General features: G+C 72.0%; 20 protein-coding genes. 6 read left to right on the forward strand and 14 right to left on the reverse strand.

What is annotated here, in order from left to right; all coding sequences use genetic code 11:
• Window positions 1-21: 21 nt before the first annotated feature.
• Complete coding sequence (locus GA0070213_RS22555; RefSeq protein ID WP_091068252.1) at window positions 22-762, forward strand: FadR/GntR family transcriptional regulator; 741 nt, start codon at window positions 22-24, stop codon at window positions 760-762.
• On the opposite strand, the gene GA0070213_RS22560 is transcribed toward GA0070213_RS22555, so the two are convergent.
• The gene (locus GA0070213_RS22560) at window positions 759-1,898 is read right to left on the reverse strand and encodes a mandelate racemase/muconate lactonizing enzyme family protein (RefSeq protein ID WP_091068256.1); all 1,140 of its coding nucleotides are present in this window, start codon (window positions 1,896-1,898) and stop codon (window positions 759-761) included. The two genes, GA0070213_RS22555 and GA0070213_RS22560, sit on opposite strands and share 4 nt — an antisense overlap.
• A gap of 27 nt (window positions 1,899-1,925) precedes the next feature.
• Window positions 1,926-4,322: an RICIN domain-containing protein gene (locus GA0070213_RS22565; protein WP_245716511.1), complete on the reverse strand. Its 2,397-nt coding sequence runs from the start codon at window positions 4,320-4,322 to the stop codon at window positions 1,926-1,928.
• Window positions 4,323-4,494: 172 nt separating this feature from the next.
• Between GA0070213_RS22565 and GA0070213_RS22570 the strand changes: the two genes are divergently transcribed.
• Window positions 4,495-5,520, forward strand: coding sequence for a LacI family DNA-binding transcriptional regulator (locus tag GA0070213_RS22570; protein ID WP_091068263.1), 1,026 nt, complete (start codon window positions 4,495-4,497; stop codon window positions 5,518-5,520).
• Window positions 5,521-5,540: 20 nt separating this feature from the next.
• On the opposite strand, the gene GA0070213_RS22575 is transcribed toward GA0070213_RS22570, so the two are convergent.
• From GA0070213_RS22575 to GA0070213_RS22590, 4 genes are all read right to left on the reverse strand, one after another.
• Window positions 5,541-7,253 carry an amylo-alpha-1,6-glucosidase gene (locus GA0070213_RS22575; RefSeq protein ID WP_091068266.1) on the reverse strand — a complete coding sequence of 571 codons (1,713 nt, stop codon included), beginning with the start codon at window positions 7,251-7,253 and terminating at the stop codon, window positions 5,541-5,543.
• A 32-nt stretch (window positions 7,254-7,285) separates the two neighbouring features.
• Complete coding sequence (locus tag GA0070213_RS22580; RefSeq protein WP_091068489.1) at window positions 7,286-8,047, reverse strand: carbohydrate ABC transporter permease; 762 nt, start codon at window positions 8,045-8,047, stop codon at window positions 7,286-7,288.
• 62 nt (window positions 8,048-8,109) lie between these two features.
• Window positions 8,110-8,988 (reverse strand): carbohydrate ABC transporter permease, encoded by an 879-nt coding sequence (locus GA0070213_RS22585; protein ID WP_091068269.1) that lies wholly within the window; start codon window positions 8,986-8,988, stop codon window positions 8,110-8,112.
• A 4-nt stretch (window positions 8,989-8,992) separates the two neighbouring features.
• Entirely contained in the window at window positions 8,993-10,234 is a 1,242-nt protein-coding gene (locus GA0070213_RS22590; RefSeq protein WP_091068272.1) for a sugar ABC transporter substrate-binding protein, read from the reverse strand.
• Window positions 10,235-10,432: 198 nt separating this feature from the next.
• Between GA0070213_RS22590 and GA0070213_RS22595 the strand changes: the two genes are divergently transcribed.
• Window positions 10,433-12,205 carry an RICIN domain-containing protein gene (locus GA0070213_RS22595; RefSeq protein WP_091068276.1) on the forward strand — a complete coding sequence of 591 codons (1,773 nt, stop codon included), beginning with the start codon at window positions 10,433-10,435 and terminating at the stop codon, window positions 12,203-12,205.
• 60 nt (window positions 12,206-12,265) lie between these two features.
• Here the strand turns inward: GA0070213_RS22595 and GA0070213_RS22600 are convergent, their stop codons facing one another.
• The 4 genes from GA0070213_RS22600 to GA0070213_RS22615 form a co-directional block, all read right to left on the reverse strand.
• On the reverse strand, window positions 12,266-13,615 hold the full coding sequence (locus GA0070213_RS22600; RefSeq protein WP_091068279.1) for a ricin-type beta-trefoil lectin domain protein: 1,350 nt from the start codon (window positions 13,613-13,615) through the stop codon (window positions 12,266-12,268).
• A 78-nt stretch (window positions 13,616-13,693) separates the two neighbouring features.
• Window positions 13,694-14,818, reverse strand: a complete 1,125-nt coding sequence (locus tag GA0070213_RS22605) for an RICIN domain-containing protein (protein ID WP_091068282.1) — start codon at window positions 14,816-14,818, stop codon at window positions 13,694-13,696.
• A gap of 11 nt (window positions 14,819-14,829) precedes the next feature.
• Window positions 14,830-16,512: a family 43 glycosylhydrolase gene (locus GA0070213_RS22610; RefSeq protein ID WP_091068286.1), complete on the reverse strand. Its 1,683-nt coding sequence runs from the start codon at window positions 16,510-16,512 to the stop codon at window positions 14,830-14,832.
• A 118-nt stretch (window positions 16,513-16,630) separates the two neighbouring features.
• On the reverse strand, window positions 16,631-18,151 hold the full coding sequence (locus GA0070213_RS22615; RefSeq protein ID WP_091068289.1) for an arabinofuranosidase catalytic domain-containing protein: 1,521 nt from the start codon (window positions 18,149-18,151) through the stop codon (window positions 16,631-16,633).
• Between the two features lie 309 nt (window positions 18,152-18,460).
• On the opposite strand from GA0070213_RS22615, the gene GA0070213_RS22620 reads away from it, so the two are divergent.
• Window positions 18,461-18,763: a hypothetical protein gene (locus tag GA0070213_RS22620; protein ID WP_091068292.1), complete on the forward strand. Its 303-nt coding sequence runs from the start codon at window positions 18,461-18,463 to the stop codon at window positions 18,761-18,763.
• A gap of 6 nt (window positions 18,764-18,769) precedes the next feature.
• Here GA0070213_RS22620 and GA0070213_RS22625 read toward each other — a convergent pair whose 3' ends face one another.
• The gene (locus tag GA0070213_RS22625) at window positions 18,770-19,144 is read right to left on the reverse strand and encodes an ArsR/SmtB family transcription factor (protein ID WP_425412856.1); all 375 of its coding nucleotides are present in this window, start codon (window positions 19,142-19,144) and stop codon (window positions 18,770-18,772) included.
• Window positions 19,145-19,220: 76 nt separating this feature from the next.
• Between GA0070213_RS22625 and GA0070213_RS22630 the strand changes: the two genes are divergently transcribed.
• Window positions 19,221-19,892: an HAD family hydrolase gene (locus tag GA0070213_RS22630; RefSeq protein ID WP_091068493.1), complete on the forward strand. Its 672-nt coding sequence runs from the start codon at window positions 19,221-19,223 to the stop codon at window positions 19,890-19,892.
• Between the two features lie 62 nt (window positions 19,893-19,954).
• Here the strand turns inward: GA0070213_RS22630 and GA0070213_RS22635 are convergent, their stop codons facing one another.
• The gene (locus GA0070213_RS22635) at window positions 19,955-20,698 is read right to left on the reverse strand and encodes an SAM-dependent methyltransferase (RefSeq protein ID WP_091068298.1); all 744 of its coding nucleotides are present in this window, start codon (window positions 20,696-20,698) and stop codon (window positions 19,955-19,957) included.
• A 63-nt stretch (window positions 20,699-20,761) separates the two neighbouring features.
• Complete coding sequence (locus tag GA0070213_RS22640; RefSeq protein WP_091068302.1) at window positions 20,762-21,289, reverse strand: phosphatase PAP2 family protein; 528 nt, start codon at window positions 21,287-21,289, stop codon at window positions 20,762-20,764.
• Between the two features lie 178 nt (window positions 21,290-21,467).
• On the opposite strand from GA0070213_RS22640, the gene GA0070213_RS22645 reads away from it, so the two are divergent.
• Window positions 21,468-22,028, forward strand: coding sequence for a hypothetical protein (locus GA0070213_RS22645; protein WP_091068305.1), 561 nt, complete (start codon window positions 21,468-21,470; stop codon window positions 22,026-22,028).
• Here GA0070213_RS22645 and GA0070213_RS22650 read toward each other — a convergent pair.
• Window positions 22,018-23,001: an NAD(P)-dependent alcohol dehydrogenase gene (locus GA0070213_RS22650; protein ID WP_091068307.1), complete on the reverse strand. Its 984-nt coding sequence runs from the start codon at window positions 22,999-23,001 to the stop codon at window positions 22,018-22,020. The genes GA0070213_RS22645 and GA0070213_RS22650 overlap by 11 nt on opposite strands.
• Between the last annotated feature and the right edge of the window lie 19 nt (window positions 23,002-23,020).

Here is a 23,020-nt window from a genome sequence, read left to right on the forward strand (position 1 = left end):
GCGCTGCACTAGGGTGTCGCCATGACGGCGCGCGGAGACGGGTTCGCCTTCCCGCCCCGCCGCCCGGCCGAGCGGCTGGGCGTGGCGGTGGTGAGCGAGCTGGTCGAACTCATCGTCACCGGCCAGCTCGGCGAGGGGCAGATGCTTCCCCCGGAGGGGCCGCTCAGCGAGCACTTCGGGGTGAGCCGCACGGTCGTCCGGGAGTCGGTGAAGCGGCTCGAGGAGAAGGGCCTGGTGGTGGTCTCGCAGGGGCGCGGGACCCAGGTGGCCCGGGTCGGCTCGTGGAACATGCTGGACCCGGTCGTCCTGTCCGCGCTGATCGACAACGACGCCTCACTGGGCGTGCTGGACGAGCTGACCGTCGTCCGGGGCAGCCTGGAGGCGGCCATGGCGGGCACGCTGGCGACCCGGCGTACGCCGGAGGAGCTGACCCGGGTCGAGCACGCGCTCGCGGCGATGCGCGAGATCCGGCTCGAGACCGACTCCTTCCGGCAGGCGGACGTGGTCTTCCACTTCACGATCATGGAGTTGTCCGGCAACCGCCTGGCGGAGAACATCTGCAAGCGCCTCTACCGGCGGGCCATGGAGAGCCACCGGTTCCACGGGTTGACGTACCGGAGCGCCTTCGAGTCGACGCTCGACGAGCACGCGCTGGTGGTCGACGCCATCGCCCGCCAGGACGCGGCGGGCGCGGAACGCGCCATGCGCGACCACATCGTCACCTCCTGGCAGCGGCGCCGGCTCGAAGGGCCGCCCGGCTAGCGGTCCGGCACGAGCCGCAGGCCGGCCCGGTCGGGCCGCACGTGCGGCCCGCTCGACGCGACCGGCGCGGTGGGCGCCCGGGCGGCCCGGACGTGGCGCTCGTCGACCTGGATGCCGAGCCCCGGCAGGTCGCCGAGGACGATGCCGCCGTCCGCGATCTCCTGGTCCACCGCCAGCCCGAGCGGCCCGGAGAAGTCCTGGACCTCGCAGGCCAGGTGGTTGGGCACCGCGGCGGCAGCGTGCGCGAGCGGGTTGGTGTGGTATGCCACTGGGCTCACCGGCAGGTCCCGCCCGTGCGCCACCGCGGCCGTGCGCAGGAAGTGGGTGATGCCCCAGACGCTGCCGGCCTGGACCACGTCGACGGCGTCCGCGTCCAGCAGCGGCCGGTACTGTTCCAGCCCGGTGAGGTTCTCCCCGGTGGCGACGGCGGCCCGCACGCCGCGGCGCACCGCCGCCAACCCGGCCGCGTCCCACCGGCGCACCGGCTCCTCGACCCAGGCCAGATCGACGGTACGCTCCAGCGCGGCGACGTACCGGACGGCCTGCGCGCGGTTCCACGACTCGTTCGCGTCGACCATCAGCGCCGGGTCGGCCGAGTTGCGGCCGAGGACCTCCCGGACCGCCTCCAGCCGCCGCCGGTCCCGCTCGACGTCGTGGCCGCCCTTGAGTTTGGCGCCGGTGAAGCCGCGCTCGGCGAACCGTTCGTACAACCGCACGAGCGCGTCGTCGTCGAGGGCGATGTCGAGTCCGGAGGCGTAACCGGGGACGAAGCGGTCCGCGGCGCCGAGGGTGCGCCAGAGCGGCTCGTCGGCCGCCTTCGCCTTGAGGTCCCACAGCGCCATGTCGAGCGCGCCGATCGTGCCGAACGTCGCGCCCGCGTGGCCGGTCTTGAACACCTGGTTCAGCATCCGGTCGTAGAGCGTCGGCGCGGCCCGTGGATCCCGGCCGTCGACGGCCGGGAAGACGCGGTCCACGTCGGGGTGCGGGCCGACGCCGACCCCCTCCAGGCCGACGTCGGTCTCCACGATCAGCACGTGCACGTCGGTACGCGGGCCCGGCATCACGCCGTTGGCGTCGCCGGTCAACCGTCCCCAGTCGTGCGTGGTGGTCAGGCTGCGCCAGCCGGTGACCTTCACGTCATCTCCTCGTCGCCGCTCGCCGGCTCATCCGCGCAGGCTCCACCGCTGGTTGGCGCCGCCGTTGCAGGTCCAGAGGATGAGCTTGGTGCCGTTGGCGGTGCCGGCGGCGTTGGCGTCCAGGCACAGGCCGGACTGCTGGCCGGTGATGGTGCCGTTGGTGTTGACGGTCCACTGCTGGTTGGTCTGGCCGTTGCAGTCCCAGATGATCACGGCGGTGCCGTTGCTGGTGCCCTGGCCGTTGGCGTCCAGGCACTTGGTGCCGTACACCTGGAGTTGCCGGCCGGAGGTGACGGTGAAGCGTTGGCCGGTGGCGCCGCCGCAGTCCCAGAGCTGGACCTGGGTGCCGTTGGTGGTCGACGAGTTGGGCACGTCCACGCACCGGCCGGACTGCGCGCCGACGATCTGTTGGGCGGTGCCGGTGGGCGGCGGGGTGGTCGGTCCGCCGGTGCCCTGCGGGCCGGCGTTGTTGATCACGGTCTGCGCGCCGGCCGGCCAGGCGCCGTTGGTCACGACCGTGTTGCCGGACACGACGTTGCCCCGGTCGCCGTTGGTGACGTTGGTGCTGTTGTTCGTCGACCAGTTGTTGGTGAGCGTCCAGTTGCCCATGTTCTCGCCGCCCCAGTAGTTGGCGGTGGCCCAGGTGCCGGTGTTCGAGAACACGTTGTTGGTGACGGTGTAGTACTTGGAGCCCTCGTCGAAGTAGACGCCGAAGTAGCCGTTGGTCCGCAGGCAGTGGTTCTCGCTGATCAACGCGTTCGGGTTCCAGCCCAGGGTGTAGATGCACCCGCCGTCGTTCATCTGCTGCATCACGTCGTGGATGTAGTTGCCGACCACCCGGGTGTTGGACGCGGTCGTGGGCGTGCTGTAGCGGGGCTGGTAGTTGTAGAGGCCGCGGTTGGCGTACTCGGTGTTGCCGCCGGCGTCGTTGGCGCCCCAGCCGTATCCGATCGTCATGCCGGAGTACGGCATGTTGTAGACCTCGTTGTGGCTGATCGTGGCGTTGGTGACGTAGGTCGGCAGCACCGAGCTGACGCCCCGGTAGTCCAGGCCGAGGTCGTGGATCCGGTTGTTGCTGACGGTGATGTCCCGGTTGGTCATCCGGGTGTCGCTCGGGTGGTGCGCGTCGGCCCGGACGCCACCGATGACGAAGCCGCCGGCGGCGTTGCGGGCGATCTCGGAGCGGGTGACCGTGATGCCGCTGGCGCCCAGGCCCACGCCGGTGGCGTGCGCGTTGGCGTCGTTGCCGATGCCGATGGCGGTCTGGCCCAGGTTGACGAACTGGGAGTCGCTGAACGTGATGGTGTTGGCGGCCGAGACCTGCACCGCGGCGGGCATCTGCGACCAGCTCGGCCGGGCCGCCTCGAACTGCTGGCAGCCGGAGGTGCAGGAGCCGAACCCGGGCCAGGACCAGGTGCCGGCGATGTACGAGCCGGTCTGCTGGTCGACCCAGCCCTGGTTGCCGCTGGGGCCGAGCCAGCTGGTGCCGGTGAAGGTGATGCCGGAGAACGCGATGTGGTGCGCCGGGTTCGCGTAGCTGCCGCCGATGTTCACCAGCGACTGCACCTGCGGGAACTCGACGTCGACGCTGCTCATGTTCTGGCCGGGGCGGGGGATGTAGTAGAGCGTGCCGGCGCCCGGGTCGACGTACCACTCGCCGGGGGAGTCGAGGAACTCGTATGCGTTGGTCAGGTAGAACGGGCCGGCCCGGAACGGGTTCATCAGGGTGTCGTAGCCGAAGTTGTTGTTGTTCCAGGCCGGCTGCCGCATGGTGAGCAGCCCGCCGCTGATGCTCTGCACGGGCGAGTAGCGGTCGGTGAAGGAGTTGATTCCCTCGACCTCCATCCGGCCCGGGTTGGCCAGGTTGTTCAGGTAGTTGAGGTTGCCGTTGGTGATCCGCAGGCCGGTGGCCGAGGCGCTGAAGTCCGACCGGTTGGCCTGGGTGCGGGCCCGGGTGGCGAGCTGGCCGTCGACGTAGAGCTGCCGGGTGTCCTGCCCGGCGCCGACCCCCGCCTTCCAGATGTTGCGGCCGGCGTCGGCGACCGACCAGCCGGTCACCTGCTTCGCCCCGCTGATCACCGGGTGCGCTCCGGAGGCGGCCTGCCAGCGCACGGTGTGCCCGTTCGTGCCGGAGTCGGCGGCGCCGAACGTCAGCGGTGCGGTGACCCGGTAGACGCCGTCGGCGAGTTCCACCACGATGTCGTCCGCCATCCCCGGTGCCGTGGCGCGGACGGTGGACTGCGCGGTCGCCAGCGAGCAGGGCTGGGACGCGGAGCAGGCGGTGCCGGTGCCGCCGGGCGACGCGTGGAGGGTGGTGACGGCGGCCGACGCGGACGAGGCGAAGGCCGCCACGGCGACGCCGGCCAGCACCGTCGCCAGCGCGAGGCCGGTCGCGGCCGGCCGGCGCAGGGCGGATGGGTTCACGGAAGCCTCCACGACGTATCGACGACAATAGGTATGACGTCTCATGTTAAGAACCGGTGTCGGCGGGGTCAACATCGAGAGTCATCTATTGCGTGCGTTGACAGTCGTGAGCGACCCGCCCTAGGGTCGTCCCACCAGGTGAACCGATTCGACGACCGTTGCCGGGAGCGGGATGAACATCGGTGAGATCGCCCGGCGTGCCGGGGTGTCCCGCAGCACCGTGTCCTACGTGCTCAGCGGCAAGCGGCCGGTCTCGGCGGCCACCCGACAGCGGATCCAGGCCGTCATCGACGAGCTGGACTACCGGCCCAACGCCAGCGCGCGCGCCCTCAAGGAGGGCCGGACCCGCACCCTCGGCCTGGTCATCCCGCCGGCGAGCCGGCGCCTCACCGACATGCAGCTCGGCTTCGTGGCCAGCGTGGTCGAGGCCGCCGCGCGGGTCGACCTGGACGTGCTGCTGTCGCCGTCCGGCGGCGACCACGACCGGTCCTTCGAACGGATCGTCACCGGCCGCCGGGTCGACGGCGTGGTCCTGATGGAGATCCGCCTCACCGACGAGCGGGTGACCCGGCTCGAGCAGACCGGCCTGCCGTTCGTGACCATCGGCCGCACCGCCCGGCCGCACGGGATGAGCTGGGTGGACGTGGACTACGGCGGCCTGATCGCCAGCTGCGTGCACCACCTGGCCGACCTGGGGCACCGGCACGTGGCCCTGGTCAACCGGTCGGCCGAGCTGGTCGCCGCCGGCTACGGCCCGGGCAGCCGCGCGTCGGCCGGCTTCGCCGAGGCGACAGCGGAACGCGGGCTGGTCGGCGTGGACGTGTGCTGCGGCGACGACGTGGCCGCCGGTGAGGCGTGCGTCGAGGAACTGCTCGCCACCCACCCCGAGGTCACCGCCGTGGCCACCGTCAACGAGGCGGCCCTGCCCGGCATGCAGCGGGCGCTGGAGAGCGCCGGGCTGGTGGTGCCGCGCGACTTCTCGCTCACCGGCGTCGCGGCGCGGCACTGGGCGGAGAACTTCCGGCCCTCGCTGACCGCGGCGGACGTGCCGATCGTCGACATGGGCGCGGAGGCGGTGTCGCTCCTGCTGGAGCGCATCGCCGCGCCCGACACCGCACCGCGGCACCGGCTCTACCGGCCGCCGATCTCGCTGCGCGCCAGCACCGGTCCGGTGCCGGCGGCCCGCGGCGCGCGCTGACGGCGTACCCCCGTGGCCGCTCATCCCCGCGCGGCCCGCCGCCGGCGGTCGTCGCCGGCGAGCAGGAGATAGCCGCTCGCGGTCCAGGTGTACGCGCGGTCCCGCAGGCCCGCGCCGGTCTTGGCGTCGAAGTTCTCGGCGAAGCCGGACCGCTCGCACAGGATCCGGAACCGCCGGCTGATCTCGTCGGCGAGCCCGGGGTGCCCGGCCCGGCGCAACCCGTCCTCCACCAGGACGGTGGCCGGGGCCCAGATCGGGCCGCGCCAGTAGCCGTCGGCCAGGTGGTGCGGCGAGTCCAGCGGCTCGGTGGCGAGGCCGTGCTCGGTGAGGTGGGCCTCCACGCGTCGGGCCAGGGCCGCCGCCACGCCCGCCGGAAGGTCCGCACCGAGCACGACGGGCATGAGGTCGAGCAGGCTGGTGCCGGATCTTCTCCGCCCGGTCCACGGGTCGCGCGCGGTGAACCGCTCACCGGTCCACAGCTCGCCCAGCAACGCGTCGCGCACCTCGCCGGCGACGCCGGCCCATCGGGTCGCCTCGTCCGGGCGGTCCAGCTCGGTGGCCAGCTCCGCGAGGTACGCCAGCTGCGTCACCAGGAACGCGGCCAGGTCCGGCGCCTCCACCACCGGGCCGGCGTCGAACGTGGTGGCGTTGTCCCAGCCGCTGTCGTTGCCGTGCTGGTAGTGCGGCAGCCGCCGGCCGGGTGCCCGCCGGTGCTCCAGCCAGAACGTGGTCCAGCGGGCCAGCCGCCGGTAGACCTCGGCCAGCTCGTCCCGGGGCACCGGTCGGCCCGACCGCTGCCGCAACTGCCGCACCGCCCAGCCGTGGATGGGCGGCTTGACGAAGTTGTGCAGGATCTCCGAGTGCGTCACGGAGTCCGGCAGCGCGCCGGCCGGGTCCTGGTGGTCGAACGGCAGGTGGAACTGGTGCCAGGCGAGGTCGGTGTGCCCGGCCGCGAGGGCGAGCGCGTTGAAGCAGTGGTCCCAGCTCCACACCTTGTTCATCCAGTGCTTCGACATCAGGGTGGCCGGTCGGGTGACGAAGCCGGCCGGCGCCACCGTGGCCGACCACAGCACGTACGCGGCCAGTTCGGCGGCCGGCGTCTCCGGGTCGCGCCAGGGGGCGACCGCGTCGACGAACGCCGCGAAGTCGGCCCGTCCGGCGTCCACCAGGCCGTCGAAGTCCCCACTCGACACGTACGGCTCGGCGGCCGTGGCGTACTCCTCGATCGCGATCTCCCACGGTCGGTCGGCGGGCAGGACCAGGCCGCGCTCGGCGGTGCCGAGGGCCTGCGTGCCGACGGTGCCGGCGGCCCCGGTGAGCACGGTGACCCGGTAGCGGCGGCCGGTCTCGTAGGAGGTGAACACGAACGCGGAGGTCACCGGGTCGTGGTAGAGGTAGGTCCCGCTGAACGGGGTGAGGGTGGTGGCGGCGGCGGTGATCCGCAGCCCGGCGCCACGGCCGCGCAGCCGCACCGTGTCCGGGCCGGCGAAGGTCAGCTCGACCCGGCCGGCCCGGTCGTGCCAGCCCAGCAACGCCGGCCGGGCCGCCACCGTGGCGTCGGCCGACGGGGCGAACCGCAGCACCGGGTGCATGCCGTTGCGGTGCGAGACCAGGTGCAGGTCCTCGGCGTAGCGGTTCTCGGCGACCACGGGGGAGACGCTGAGCCAGGAGCCGCGGTGGCTGAAGGGAATCTCCCGGACGGAGAAGGTCGGACCGGTGGGGGCGACGGTCATCGGGATGGCTGCCTTTCTGGCGTGCGGACGGGTCAGTCCTTGACCGCGCCGGCCGTCACGCCGGCGGCGACGTACCGCTGGGCCACGACCAGCAGGACGGTGGCGGGGACCGAGGCGACCACGGCGGTGGCCATGATCGCGTTCCATTCCTGGTTGTTGTTGCCGATGTAGCGGTAGATGCCGAGGGTGATCGGCCGGCTGACGCCGCCGGCGTCCAGGGTGGACGCGAAGAGGAAGTCCGACCAGGCCCAGAGGAAGGCGAACAGGGACACGGTGATGATCGAGCCGCGGCTCAACGGCAGCACCACCGACCGGAACGTCCGCCACCGGCCGGCGCCGTCCACCAGCGCGGCCTGCAACACCTCGTCGGGGATGCCGGACATGAACGCCGTGAAGATCAACACCCCGAAGGGTACGGCGATGGTGGAGTCGGCCAGCACCAGCCCGGCGGCCGAGTTCAGCACCCCGAGGCGCAGATAGATGGCGTAGAACCCCATCGCCATGATGATCCCGGGGATCATCTGCGCGATCAGCAGCACGAAGCTCAGCGCGCCGCCGCCGGGCGGGCGCAGCTTGGCCAGGGCGTACCCGGCGGGCGCGGCGAGGGCCACGGTCAGCGCCACGGTGCCGAGCCCGATGAGCAGGCTGGTGCCGAGATACGGCACCTGCTCGTGCAGCACCACCCGGTAGCCCTCGACGGTGCCGTCGACCGGGAACAGGTGCGGCGGGTCGGCCCGCAGGTCGCGGTCGCGGGTGAACGAGACGTTGACCATCCAGTAGACCGGGAACAGCATCAGCGCGGTGAACAGCAGCCCCAGCGCGGTCCGCCACCAGGCGGTACGGGGCGCTCCCCGGGTCACCACCGCGGCCTCCGCTGGGCCCGGGCGTAGGCCAACCCGCCGATCAGGGCGGCCACGATCAGCAGGTTGCCGACCGCGGCGCCCGGCCCGAACTCGGGCAGCAGGCTGCCGAAGCCGAGCCGGTAGGACCAGGTGGCGAACGTCGTCGACGAGTCCGTCGGCCCGCCCCGGGTCATGATCCAGACAAGGTCGAAGACCTTCAGCGTGTAGATCAGGCCGAGCAGCAGCGTGATCGCCGACACCGGGCGCAGCAGCGGGAACGTAATCCGCCAGAACCGTTGCGTCCCGCTCGCCCCGTCCAGCGCCGCGGCCTCGTACACGTCGTCCGGGATCGCCTGCAGGCCGCTGTGCAGCACGACCAGGTTGAACGGGATGCCGATCCAGATGTTCGCGATGATCACCGAGAGCAGCGACCAGCGCGGCGATGTCAGCCAGTTGACCGGGTCGAGCCCCACCGCGCCGAGCGCGGCGTTGACCACGCCGGCCTCGCTGTTGAGCATCCACGACCAGGTCGAGGCCGAGACGATCAACGGCAGCAGCCACGGTACGAGGAACAGCGCCCGCAGCGTCCGCGACAGCGGGAAGTGCCTGTGGAAGAAGACCGCGAGCGCCAGCCCGAGGGTGAACTGGCACAGCAGCGACACCGCGGTGAAGACCGCCGTGTGCGCCAGCGCCGGCCCGAAGGTCGGATGGGTCACCACGTCCCGGTAGTTGTCCAGCCCGGCGAACGGGGCGCCGCCGGAGACGAACGACCGGACGGTGTAGCGCCGCAGGCTCAGCTCGACGTTGCGGTAGAGCGGGTAGGCGTAGAAGGCCAGCAGGTAGAGGGTCACCGGGGCGAGGAAGGCCCAGGCGGTCCACCGGTTGCGGCTCACGGCGCTACTTGGCGGCGGCCGCGTCCTGGGCGGCGGTCAGCGCCGCCTGCGGCGACTTCGAGCCGCTCAACGCGCCCTGCACGGCCGTCCACAACTGCTCGGAGATCTTCGGGTACTTCGTGCCGAGGTTGTCGCCGGTGCGGCCCTTGGCGGCGTTCACCGCGTCGACCCACACCGTGAACCCGGGATCCGCCGCGATCTGCTTCTGCTGCACCGCCGCCACCGGGGCGACGTAGGACAGCGTGGTGTCGGTGGTCAGCAGGTTGTCCGGGTTGGTCAGGCAGGCCACCAACTTCCGCGAGACGTCGTACCGGCCGGTGTCGCGTTGCACCGGGATCGAGACGAACTCGCCGCCGGTGGGGGCCGGGGCGGTGCCGCCGGCGCTGGCCGGCACCGGGATGATGCCGTACGCGAAGTCGAGCTTCTCGGCGTTGGCCCGCTGCCAGGTGCCGTTCTCGGTGAACGCGTAGTCGCCGCCGGCGAACTCCTGCCAGCTGGTCGTCTGGGTGTTGTTGATGACGGAGTTCGGCGCGTACCCCCGGGCCAGCCAGTCCTTCCAGAGGGTCAACGCGGACACCGCCTGCGGTGAGTCCAGCGCGGTCAGTTGGGCGCCGGAGCCCCAGAACCAGGGCAGGAACTGGAAGCTGCCCTCCTCGGTGCCGATCGCCGAGAACGTGATGCCCTTCTTGCCGGCGCCCTTGACCTTCGCGAGCGCGGCGGTCAGCGACGGCCAGTCCTTGATCGACGCGACGTCCACCCCGGCCTTGCCCAGCAGATCCTTGTTGTACCAGAGCGCGAGCGTGTTCGCCCCGATCGGCACCCCGTACGTCCTGCCGTCGAGCTGGCCGGCGCCGAGCAGGTTGGGTGCGGAGGCGGAGGTGTCCAGCTTGGTCTCGTCGGTCGAGGTCAGCGCGCCGGCCTGGGCGAGTGTCGAGATCACCGGATTGTCGATGATCAGCACGTCGGGGGAGTTGCCCTGCTGCGCGGCCAGCAGCGCCTTGTTGGTCAGGTCCGTGGTGTCGTAGCCGGTGCGTCGCACTGTCACGCCGGCGGAGCCGCCGCAGCTCTGGAGCAGCTTCTCCCAGTCGGAGCCGCCGGCGAACTGCGGGTACGGGTCCCAGAGGGTGTACGCGCCGCCGCCGCCCTCCGGCTCGTCGTTCGCGGCGCAGCCGGTGACGGTGGCGGCGACCGTGAGCGCGGTCAGGGCGACGCCGGCCATGCCCCGCCGCCACGCGGATGTCGTCATGGGTGGTTCCCCTCTCGGAGGCGAGTTAGCGAATCGGTTCGACCGAAGATAAGCCCGTCGATGTATATGGTCAAGACGGTCGATCTTCGCGCCCTGTTCAGAACGTTGACATTCACGGGCGTCGACGCCTAGGCTGCCCCGCGAATCGATTCGCTAGGACGTCCTCCGCAGCCCCACCACCCTGCCGAAGGAGTCGCAGTGAACCTCCCCCACGACCGGGCACCACGGATCCGTGGCCTGGCCGCCCGGATCGCCGCCGGTGCCGTCGCCGTCGCCTGCTCACTCGCCACCGTCGCGTCCCCGGCCCGGGCCGCCGACGAGTCGCTCACCGTCACCTTCTCCGCCTCGCTGGGCACGCCCACCTACCGGGGATCCGGCTGGATCTACGGGATGACCGAGAACGGCCAGAACCCCCCGGACAGCTACTTCCGGGACGTGAAGTTCCGGGCCATGCGCGCCGGCGGCGCGCAGCTACCCGGCCAGGGCTGGGTCGGCGGCGGCTACGACCGCCGGTGGAACGCCACCGTCGCCCAGGCGCGGCGGACCGCCGCGCTGGGCGGCACGTTCGTGCTGCTCGACCACGACCTGTGGGGCGCCGACGGCGCCTCGATCAGCCGCTACCCCGGCGACAACGGCGACTGGAGCGACTACGACCGCTTCCTGGACCGGCTCTTCTCCGACGTGCGCTCGGCGGGCATCACCGTGCAGTGGGACATCTGGAACGAGCCCAACATCAGCATCTTCTGGAACCGGCCCCAGTCGCAGTACTTCGAGATGTGGCGACGCACCTACCAACGCATCCGCGCGACGTTCCCGGGCATGCCGATCGTCGGCCCGAGCTGCGCCTGCGTACCCTCCACCAGCGGGTGGTGGACGCAGTACCTGGACTACGTGAAGGCCAACAACGTGGTGCCGGACATCTTCAGCTGGCACTCCCTGCCCGGCGACCCGGTGGCCAACGTGGCCACCGCCAACCAGACGCTCGACTCGCGCGGCATCGCGCACCCACGACCGCACCAGATCAACGAGTACGGCGCGGCCAACCAGCAGAACCCGGCCGGCGGGGCGTGGTACCTGGCCCGGCTGGAACGCGCCGGCGCGGACGGGCTACGGGCGAACTGGGCCGGCGGCCAGAACCTGCACAACGACCTGGCCAGCCTGCTCACCCGCAACTCCGCCGGGCAGTACCAGCCCAAGGGTGAATGGTGGGCCTACCAGTACTACGGCTCGATGACCGGCCAGATCGCCTCGGTCACGCCGAGCGCCTCCTACGACGCGTTCGCCACCCGGGACACCGGAGCCGCGAAGATCCTCGTCGGCGGCAACTCGACCACCGGCAACGTCACCCTCAACCTCCAACGCCTGGACGCCACCAGCGGGATCGTGGTGAACAACCAGGTCCGGGTGGTCGTCCAGAACATCCCGTACAACAACGGCGGCGCGGTGTCCGGCCCGGTCACGGTGCGCGACAGCGTGGTGAGCCTGTCGAACAACGGCACGACGGTCACCGTGTCGCACGCGAACGTCAACGACACGTCCACCGTCACGCTGCTGCCGCCCGGCGGCGGCGGGCCGACCAACCAGAACGTCCAGATCGTCGGCGGCCAGTCCGGCCGGTGCGTGGACGTGCCCGGCTCCTCCACCACCAACGGCAGCCAGGTGCAGCTCTGGGACTGCCACGGAAACGCCAACCAGCGCTTCAGCTACACCTCGGGCAAGCAGCTGACGGTGTACGGCACCAAGTGCCTGGACGCGTCCGGCCAGGGCACCGCCAACGGCACCGCGGTGGTCGTCTGGGACTGCAACGGCCAGGCCAACCAGCAGTGGAACCTGAACGCCGACGGCTCGATCACCGGTGTGCAGTCCGGGCTGTGCCTGGACGCCAGCGCGTTCGGCACCACGAACGGCACCAGGGTCCAGCTCTGGCAGTGCCTCAACGGCGCGAACCAACGCTGGACCCTCCGCACCTGAGGTGTAAGGCGGGGCCCCCTCTTAACGTTTCCGGTAGAGGAAGGGGCCCCGCTTAACACCTCAGCGCCAGCTCCACCGCTGGTTGGCGCCGCCGTTGCAGGACCAGAGGACGAGTCGCGTGCCGTTGGTCGTGCCCTGGGCGTTCGCGTCCAGGCACAGCCCGGACTGCTGGCCGGTGACGGTGCCGTTGGCGTTGACGTTCCACTGCTGGTTGGCCTGGCCGTTGCAGGTCCACACGATCACCGCGGTGCCGTTCGCGGTGCCGGCCCCGCTCGCGTCCAGACAGAGGTTGCCCGCCAGCTGCAACTGCCGGCCCGAGGTCGCGGTCCAGAGCTGGCCGGACTGCCCGGCGCAGTCCTGCAACTGCACCTGCGTACCGGAACTCTGGCTCGGTGCGGTGACGCACCGGCCGGACTGCTCCCCGGCGATCTGCCGGCCGGTCACCGGCGGCGAGCTGGTCGGCGGGGTGGTCGGCGGGTTCGTCGGGGTGGCGCCGTCGAACTGGGTGAAGAACCGCCACACCACCGCCTGGGTCCAGGACCGCTCCCCGGGCGCGAACGGATCCGCGGTGCCGTCCACGGCGTTCGGGGCGTGCGGGCCGTCGAACGCGCCCCACGCCACCGGGTAGCCGGCCCGGCAGCCGGAGTAGTAGGTGACGACGTGCGTCAGGCTGCCCTGCGCCGGCTCGGGCGGGTTCTGCGGCGTGCAGCCGTTGTTCCGGACGAACTGGTCGCGCAACGCGCGTCCGGTCGAGATCGGCAGCGTGCCGTCCCGCAGTCCGTGGATCCCCAGGTACGCGATGGGCTGGGTGCCGCCGTTGCACCCGCTGAGGTTCGCGCCCGCGTAGACCGCGACCGCGCGGAACACGTTCGCCCGGGCGCATGCGATGGCGTACGTCATGCCGCCGCCGTAGCTGAAGCCCATCGCGAACAGCTGCGTGGTGTCGACGCAGAGGCCGGCGGAGAACGTACGGACCATGTCGTCGACGAACGTCAGGTCCTGACCGTTCGGGTTGGCCCAGCCGTTGCCGTTGCCCTGCGGCGCCACGAAGATCGCGCTGTTGTTCGACAGCGCCCGGACCCCGTAGTAGGACCAGGGATAGCCGCTGGTCCCGCCGGAGTCGACGTCACCCGCGGTGCCGCCGTTCCAGTGGAAGCCGAAGATCAGGCGGTACGGGCGGTTGTTGTCGTAGTTGTCGGGGATCCGCAGGATGTACGAGCGGTTCTGGCCGCCGCTGGAGATGGTGTGCGATCCGCTGGTCAACGCCGGCGCCCTGCCACAGCCGGCGGTCGCCGCCAGCGGGCCGACGCCGGCGGGAGCGGACCCGGCGGCGAGCGCGACCCCGCCCATGGCGAGGACCAGCCCCGCCACCGAAGCGACGACGCCGGCGATGAGCCGATGTCTCGGCATGGCGTACTCCTTCCGTCGAGAGTTAAGCGGGGCCCCCGCCTCTACCGGAGGCGTTAAGCGGGGGCCCCGCCTTGCAGCTCAGCTGCGGGTGCTCCACTGCTGGTTGGAGCCGCCGTGGCAGTCCCAGAGGTTGATCTTCGTGCCGTTGGCGGTGCCGTAGCCGGCCGCGTCCAGGCAGCGCCCGGACTGCACGCCGCTGATCGTGCCGTTCGCGTTCAGGTTCCACTGCTGGTTGGGTTGGCCGTTGCAGTCCCAGACGATGACCGCGGTGCCGTTCGCGGTGCCTCGACCGTTGGCGTCGAGGCACTTGTTGCCCAGCACCTGCAACTGCTTGCCGGCGGTGTAGGTCCAGCGCTGCGGAGTGCCGCCCCAGCAGTCGTAGAGCTGCACCTGGGCGCCGTTGGTGGTGCTGCCGTTCGGCACGTCCAGGCACCGGCCCGAGCCGCCGCCCACCAGCTGCACGTTCTGGTAGGTGGTGCCCCCGCCGTCGCCCGGGGTGCCGATGCTGCCGGACACCGACTGGAGCGCGCGGTACCAGACGGCCGCCATCTTGTCGTAGCCGGTGGCGGTCGGGTGGACGCCGTCGATCAGGTCGGCGGTGGTCAGCGCCGAGTGCTGGTCGACCAGGTGGACGCGCTTGCCGGCGTTCACCTTGGCCTGCACGATCCCCGGGAGGGCGTTGTTGAAGGTGCGCACCGCCGACTCCTGGCCGGCGTTCGCCAGCGGGATGATCTGCGCCACGAACACGTCGGCGTTGGGCGCGGTCGCGGTGATCCGGTCGATCAGCGTGGAGAGCCGGTTCGGTGCCGTGGAGACGTTGTAGTTCTGCAGGATGTCGTTGGTGCCGATGTGCAGCAGCACGGTGCGCGGTTGGTAGGTGTTCAGCCAGCCGGTGATGTTGGCGTCGATCTGGTCGATCCGCCAGCCGGGGTGGCCCTCGTGGTCGTGGTCGCCGAGGTTGCCCGGCCCGTTGAACTGGGAGCCGACCATGTCGACCCGGTAGCCGCCGGCGGCGAGCCGCTGCCACAGCCCGATCCGGTAGCCGCCGGGGACCTGGGTGCCCTCGGTGATCGAGTCACCGAGCGGCATCACCCGCGTCCCGCCGTTGGACTCGGCCGCCGCGGGGCCGGCCGGGGTCAGCACCCCGGCGACCGCCATGGCCAGCGCCGCGACCGCGGCGAGCCATCCTTTCCTGGTACGCATGTCTGCTCCTCTCAGGGGCTGGTGCAGGTGAGGGCGGGGGTCGACGGCGAGCCGTTGGCCAGGAAGCCGAACGTCGTCGAGCCGGCGGCGGGCACGGAGCCGTTGTACGACACGTTGCGTACGGTCGCCGTGGAGCCGCTGGTGCTCAGCGTGCCGCCCCAGATCTGGCTGATGCTCTGACCGCCGGCCAGGTTCCAGCCCACCGTCCAGCCGTTGATCGCCGACGCGCCGGCCGTGACGGTCACCTCGCCCTGGAACCCGCCGGACCACGTGCTGGTGGTGCGGTAGGTCGCGGCGCAGGCGCCGCCGGTCGGGGGCGGGGTGGTCGGCGGTGCGGTGGTGGGCGGTGGGGTGGTCGGGGGCGTGGTGGTCGGTGGCGGGTCGGTCGGGGGGTTGCTGGTCCCGGAGGCGAACCGCCAGTGGTCGATGTTGAACAGCGAGCCGCTGCCGCCGGTGAACCGCAGGTAGAGGTCGTGGGTGCCGGTGGCGCCGCTGACCGCGCAGGTCGTGTCGGCCCAGGTCTGCCAGCCGCCGGTGCCGGACACCCGGCAGGTGCCCACTAGAGGGCCACCGGTGCCGTCCAGGCGCAGCTCGATGGTGCCGCCGCTACCGGCCGAGGCGACCCGGGCGGTGTACGACGTCGCACCGCTGCCGAACGCCACGCCCTTGACCTTGATGTAGTCCCCGTTGTCGATGAACCCGACGTTCATCCCGCCGCCGCTGGCCGGCTCGGTCTCGACCCCCTGTCCCCAGGCGATCGTCTCGGCCTCCTGCCGGACGTACGGGTTCAGCGTCCCGACCTGCGGGGCGCCGTTGGTGGTCATGGAGATGGTCGGGATCGAGCCGTCCGCGCCGTAGGTGAACTTCTCCACCGCCACCGACCTGGTGAAACCGCCGCCACCGGGCAGCGCCCCGTTGTGGTAGAAGAGGTAGGAATTGCCCTTGTAGTCGACGATCCCGGGGTGGTTGGTGAAGCTGCTGCCCTGGGTGGGCATCACCGTTCCGCGGTAGGTCCACGGCCCGGTCGGGCCGGGCGCGGTCGAGTAGGCGAGGAACTCCGAGCAGCACTTCGCCGCGAACACGTTGTAGTAGAGGTTGTTGCGCTTGTAGACCCAGGGCCCCTCCTCGTACAGGGTGGGCCGGTTCGCGTCCCCGGTCCGGGTCCCGAAGCCCGCCGTGGTCAGCGGGATCTGCGTAGGGCTGCCCGAGTAGGAGGTCATGTCCGCGTTCAACTTCACGTACCAGAGTCGCGGGTTGCCCCAGTAGAGGTACGCCTGGCCGTCGTCGTCGATGAACACGGTCGGGTCGATCTCGCCGTTGCTCACCAGCGGGCGCCCGATGGCGTCCCGGAACGGCCCGGTCGGACTGTCGGACACCGCCACGCCGATGCCCATCTGGCCGGTCGCCCGCACGACCATGGGCACGTACCAGTAGAACTTGCCGTTGCGGTAGACCGCCTGGCCGGCCCACGCGTCCTGCTTGGCCCAGCTGAACGTGGCGAGGCTGAGCGGCGAGCCGTGGTCGGTCCAGTTGACCATGTCGTCCGACGAGTAGACCCGCCACTCCTTCATGGTGAACCACGTCGAGTTGTCCTCGTCGTGGCCGGTGTAGAGGTAGACCCGGCCGTTGTAGACCAGCGGCGCCGGATCGGCCGTGTAGATCGTCTGCACGATCGGGTTGTCGGCGCGGGCCATCGCCGGGAACAGCCCGACCAGGGCGAGCAGCGTGACGACCAGGGCGAGCCTGCGCCGGGCCGGTCTTCTTGATAGCGCTAACACAGCGGTCCTTTCGAGAGGGGGTTCGAGCGGAGGTTCAGCGGTAGCCGGCGGCCACGACGTTGGCCTGCACGGCGTTCTCGGTGGCGTCGGACGGATAGCCGGCCACCATCGCGCCCTCGTAGAAGGTGCCGGCGCTCAGGTTGGCGCCGCCGCCGGGCTTGCAGCAGTCGCCGCCGCTGCCGAGGATGATCGCGCCCTGCTTCCTCATCGGGCTGTAGCCGGGGGGCAGTGCTCCGTCGTAGAGGGTGTAGAGGTTGCCGGACTGGGCGTTGCTGCCCTTGATGGCGAAGCGTGAGGTGCCGTTGTTCTTCAGGGTGGCGGTGACGAACTTGCTGGTGAAGGCGCGTTGGTTGGGGTTCCAGGTCTGGCTGCCGCCGGGGTAGAGGCCCCATTCCAGGTCGGCCTGGACCCAGGGGCCGCTGCCGGAGCAGCCGCCGAACCAGCAGCTGGTGCCGAAGTAGATCGCGTCCATCGCCCCGGCGGCGTCGGCGCTGCGGGTGGTCTCGCTGTTGCCGTAGTCGAAGCAGCAGCCGCTGTTGACGTGGGTGCCGCTGGTGACCATGTACATGCCCTCGGGGGCGCTGCCGGTGGGGACGCCGGTCAGGTGGCCGTCGCGCCAGTAGCTGTTGCCGGGATTGATGTAGAGCGAGTAGGCCCGGGCGCCGCCGACGGTCAACGACTCGCTGGTCGCGGTCGCGGGCCGGCTGGAGGTGGAGCCCGGGACCTGCGCCGATCCCTGGTACCACAGGTCGTTGCCGCGGCCCGACTGGTCGTAGACGGCGGTGATCACGCAGGTCGTGCCCCCGCAGAACGCGTCCTGGCCGGCGGCGTCGGCGTAGCCGCCGGCGCTCAGCACACCGATGTTGCGGGTGGTGTTGTCCGAGGAACGGCGCACCTGGTAGAGGTTGCCGCCGTACGCCGAGAACAGCGCCCGGGTGGTGCTGTGCGCCGCCACGCACGGCGTGCCGCCGGCGGCGTAGAGGTCGCACGGCCGGCCGCCGCCGGGCGGCGGCGAGGTGGGCGGCGGGGACGTCGGGCTCGTCGACGTGGTCCACCGCTGGTTGGCGCCGCCGTTGCAGGTCCAGAGGATGAGCTTGGTGCCGTTGGCGGTGCCGGCGGCGTTGGCGTCCAGGCACAGGCCGGACTGCTGGCCGGTGATGGTGCCGTTGGCGTTGACGGTCCACTGCTGGTTGGTCTGGCCGTTGCAGTCCCAGATGATCACGGCGGTGCCGTTGCTGGTGCCCTGGCCGTTGGCGTCCAGGCACTTGTTCCCGTACACCGTGAACTGCCGCGCCGACGTGTAGGTCCAGGTCTGCGCGGCGGCCCCGGTGCAGTCGTAGAGCTGGACCTGGGTGCCGTTGGTGGTGCTGCCGTTCGGCACGTCGACGCAGCGGCCGGACTGCGCCCCCACGACGGAGCCCGGCCCGGGCGCGGCGACCGCCGAGCGGGTCTGCGTGACCAGGGCGGCGCCGCCGACGGTCAGGACGAGGGCCAGGGCCGCGAACGCCAGGCGTGCGGGTCTGGACCGGACGGAACGGGGACGGGGGATGGGCATGACGGCTCCTCGGATACGCAGGCTCCGAGACCTTCCGTACCGGCGCGGAGCCTCACGGGTGGTGATGGCCGTCGATGGACGCTGACGCGTGCAGGGGGAACCCACCGCCGGCGCCCGATTCCGGCGCGAGGCCCGCACGCGTGACGATGCCGGAGATGCCGGTGGTGGTGGCGACCGGTCATCGATGTTAGCGCGAACATCGACGCGAATAATTAGAACACATCGGCGACGCGGCGCGCCGGTCGAGGATCGGGCAGACTTGCGCGAACCCCGGCTCGGGTCGGTCCGAGCGTCCCTGGAGGAGGTGCGGTGCCCGACGCCGTGAACGTGTTCATCGCCTGGTCCTGCATCGCCTTCGGCGTCCTGTTGGCGCTGCGGTCGATGCGGCTGCTCCGGGCGGACCGGCGGCGAGGTCGGCGGACGCGCCGCCCGGAGCCGCTCACCACGCGCGAGATGCTCTGGGAGGGAGGCGCGTTCGTCCTGATCGGCGCCGGCAACCTGCTCGACGGCCGGTGGACGTTGCTGGTCGTGCCGGCGGTCGTGGTGATGCTGGTCCTCTGCGTCCGTGTCGCCGCACGCCTGATCAGGCAGCGGTCACGCCGGGCGGAGTGAGGGCACTCAGCGGGTGCGCTTCGTCGCCCGCTTGCGGGGCGGGGTCAACAGGTCGGCGATCGCGGCGATCGCGGACGGCACCACCCGGTAGTAGGCCCACACGCCGCGCTTCTCCCGCTCCAACAACCCGGCCTCGGTGAGGATCCGCAGGTGATGGCTCACCGTCGGCTGGGAGAGCCCGAGCGGCGCGGTCAGGTCGCTCACCGACGCCTCACCCTGCGGCGCGGACTGGATCAGGCTGATCAGCCGCAGCCGAGCCGGATCGGCGAACGCCTTCAGGACCCCGGCGAGGCGCTCGGCGTCGGCGCGCTTGATCGGCTCACCGGTCAGCGGCGAGATGGACGGCATGGCGGCAGTTTTCGCAGTTCCCACGCTCCCCATAGTGGCACCGACGCCATCGATGGGACGGCAAAACCGCCAACCATCACCGAACGTGAATCTCGGTAGGATGCGGCGCGTGCCCCGACCGGTGATCCTCGACCTCTTCCACACGCTGCTGCACGGCGCCGACGACGAGCGTGACCGGGTGGTCGGCGAGATGGCGCTCGTCGTCGGGGTGGACCCGGCCGCGCTGGTCACCGCCTACCACGCCACCTGGCGGGACCGGCTGGTCCGGTGGGACGCCGAGGAGACCGTCCGGGTGCTCGCCGGTCGCCTCGGCGGCACGCCGACCGGCGCGCAGGTGGCCCGGGCCGCCGACCACCGACGCGCCCTGGCGCGTCGGGTGCTGGAGCGGGCCCCGGCCACCACCCTGGACGTCCTCGACGCGCTGCGCGCGGACGGACACCCGCTGGCTCTGATCAGCAACGCCACCTCGGAGACCGCCGAGGCGTGGCCGGGTGGCCCGCTCGCCCGCCGCTTCGACGTCGCGGTCTTCTCCTGCGAGGCCGGGCTGGCCAAGCCGGACCCGGCGATCTACCGTCTCGCCGCGGAACGGCTGGGCGTCGCGCCGGGCGACTGCGTCTACGTCGGCGACGGCGCGGACGGCGAACTGGCCGGTGCGGCAGCGGTCGGCATGACCGTGCTGCGGACCACCGAGCACAACGACACCGACCCGAGCTGGGGTGGCCCGGCGATCAGCGGCCTCGGTGAGCTGCCCGCCCTGCTCGGCGAGCCGGCCGGGCCGTAGCTGTCACGTTCCTGCTCCGCTCGGTGGCCGCGCTGGCCGTGAACCCGAGCCACCGCGGATGGTCAGACTCGGCGCAGCACCAGGGTCGCGAAGCCCAGCAGGTCGCGGTAGCCGCGGAGCCACCCGTCCCGGTGGTCCCGCGCGACCGCGAGCGCGTCGGCGGCGTCCGGGTGGCCGGGGTTGTCGAGTGCCCACTCGGTGAGCGAGCCGACCCACGACCACTCGTAGTTGTCCCACTCGGCGGCGTCGCTGACGTGCGCGTAGACCGGGGTCCAGCCGGCCTGTTCGACGACGTCCACCAGGCCGGCGAGGTCGGTGTGGTCCGTCGGCTCGGCGTCGAGCGCGGTCAGCGCCGCCGGCGTCGGTGGGGCCTGCCAGAAGCCCTCGCCGAGCACGAGGATGCCGTCCGGGTGCACGTGCCGGCCGGCCGCCCGCAACGTGCCGGTGACACCGCCGAAGATATGGGTCGACCCGACGCAGAGCACCAGGTCGTAGTCGCCGTCCGGTACGTACCCCCGGGCGTCGCGTTCGTGCAGGGTGAGCCGGTCGGCGAGGCCGCGTGCCTCGGCCGCCGCGGCGGCGTGTTCGAGGGCGTACGCGCTGGTGTCCACGCCGTCCGCGTGCCCGTCCGGGTAGTGGGCGAGGGCCTGCATCGCCCAGGCCGCCTGCCCGCAGCCCAGGTCGAGGATGCGGGCCGCCGGTCGACGGTCCGCCCGGCGCAGGAGCCGGTTGACGTTCACGCCGGAGACCGGCGCGGCGATCGGATGGTGCGAGTGCGCGATGCTGCTGAGTCGTTGGCGATCCACGGGTGCCAGTGAACACCAGCGACACCTGGGCGGCGGTACGCGGCCGCCGGCGAGCGGACCAGATCAGGGCCAGTACGCCGAGCGCGCCCCGCGCAGGTGGGCGGCGACCGCGACCACGGCGACGGCGACGGCGGCGACGAGCGCGCCGGCCGCGACGTCGCCGGGGTAGTGCACGCCGGTCCAGACCCGGGCGAACCCGATGATCGCCGCGAGAGCCGTGAGCACCGCCCCCCAGCGTCGGGACAGGAAGGCGCCGACGGCGAGGGCCAGGGCGAACGCCGCGGTGGCATGGTCGCTGGGCAGCGACGGCCCGGCCGCGTGTGGGATCAACTGGTGCACGTGGTGGGTCTGGAACGGGCGTACCTCCGTGCTGAGCGCGGCGACGGCCCGCCCGAGCAGGAACGCGATCCCCAGCGACGCGAGTACCCGCAGGGCGGGGGCGGCGGCCGACCGGCCGCGGCGCAGCACCGGCACCACCGCCAGCGCCGCCAGGACGTAGATCAACCAGATCGCCGCCCACTCGAGGACGTCGTCGACGGCGTCGACCTTCCCCGCGCCGGCATTGATCATCTGGAACAGGTGGTAGTTCACGCGCCCTCCTCGGTCCCGCGGGTTCCACGCTCGCACGCCGACCCGCCGCGGAGCCGAAGAATCGCGAAGTCGCGACGTCGGCCGACGGGCGGGTCCCCGACGTGGCCGGTGGCGCTCGGTGGTTGCGCGCTCGGCTTAGCGTGATGGTGGACGGTGCTCCTCGGAAGGGCGGGCAGGCATGCAGGAGACGGTTCTGGGCGTCGCCGGTCTGGTGCTGGTCGCGGTGTCGTTGTGTTTCTCCGCCGTCCAGACGCGGGAGGTGGCGAGACAGAGCCGGATCAACAACGGCATCGGCTCGGCCGCCGCGCTGATGGAGGTCAACAACCTGTCCCGCGCCTGGCACGACCGCCTGTTGGAGAATCCGTCGCTGCGGGCGTACTTCTACGACGGCAAGCCCTCCGCCCCGGACGACACCGACCGGCCCGCCGTGGTGACCCTCGCGGAACTGCTCGCCGACGTCCTGGAGAGCGACCTCCAGGTGGCCGCGCTGCTGCCCGACTTCCGGTCCGCCCAGTCGTGGTACCAGTGGCCGGCGCACATGCTGGAGCGGAGCCCGGTCCTGGCCGAGGTGGTGGCGGGGCAGCCCGGGTGGTGGCCGGCGCTCCACGCGCTCCAGCACTCGATCGGCGAATCCGTCCCGGGGCAGGTGAGCCACCCACTGGTCGGTGCGCCGGCGTCCAAGTTCGCGAGCGCCCGGGTCCGTCTGCCGCGGGCGCGCGGCCGCACGGTCAGACGGTGATGACGACCTTCGCGCGCGCGTGCTCGCCCTCGAGGTAGCGGATCGCCTCGGGCACCTCGCGCAGCGGATAGGTGCGGTCGACGACCGGGGTGAGGTGCCCGGCCTCGGCGTGGGCGCGCAGCGCGTCCAGGTGGTGCCGGCCGGGCGCGGTGGTGAGCACCACGACGCGCTGCCGGACGAGCGGCGCGAGCAGCCGGCCGCGTGCGATCAACCAGACCGGTCCGACGAGGCTGCCGCCGCGGTAGACGCCGCCACCGGAGAGCACCAGCGTCCCGGTCGGGGTCAGCGCCCGCCGCAGCGCGGTGAGGGAGCGGTTGCCGACCAGGTCGAACACGACGTCGTGGCGGCGCGGGTCGCGGGTGAAGTCCGCCCGGGTGTAGTCGACGACGTGGTCGGCGCCGAGCGAGCGGACCAGGTCGACGTTGCGCGTGCGGCACACGCCGGTCACGGTGGCGCCGAGCGCCTTGGCCAGTTGGACGGCCAGGGTGCCGACGCCGCCGGAGGCGCCGTTGACGAGGACGCGGTGGCCGGGCTCGACCCGCCCGGCGTCGCGCAGCCCGACGAGCGCGGTCGCGCCGGCCAGCGGCAGCGCCGCCGCCTGCTGCGGCGTCAGGTTCGCCGGCCGGGGCGCGACGAGCGCCTCGGGCACGCACACGTACTCGGCGAACGCGCCGTTGGCGTCGCCGAGGTCGGCGAAGACGGCGTCTCCGGGGCGTAGCCGTCGGACGTCCGTGCCGACGGCCTCGACCCGGCCGGCGACGTCGCGGCCGCGGATGCGCGCCCGGGGCCGCCTCGGCCCCAGTGCCAACCGCGCCATCCGCGGATCACCACGCATGGCGTGCCAGTCGTACGCGTTGAGCGCGGCCGCCTCGACGCGCACGAGCACCTCGTCGGGGCGGGGCACCGGCACGGGGACCTCCGCGAGCGTGAGCGTCTCCGGTGGGCCGTAGCGGTCCTGCACGATCGCTTTCATCTCTTCCTCCCAGGTGTAC

The organism is Micromonospora humi (assembly GCF_900090105.1).
Taxonomy (GTDB): domain Bacteria; phylum Actinomycetota; class Actinomycetes; order Mycobacteriales; family Micromonosporaceae; genus Micromonospora; species Micromonospora humi.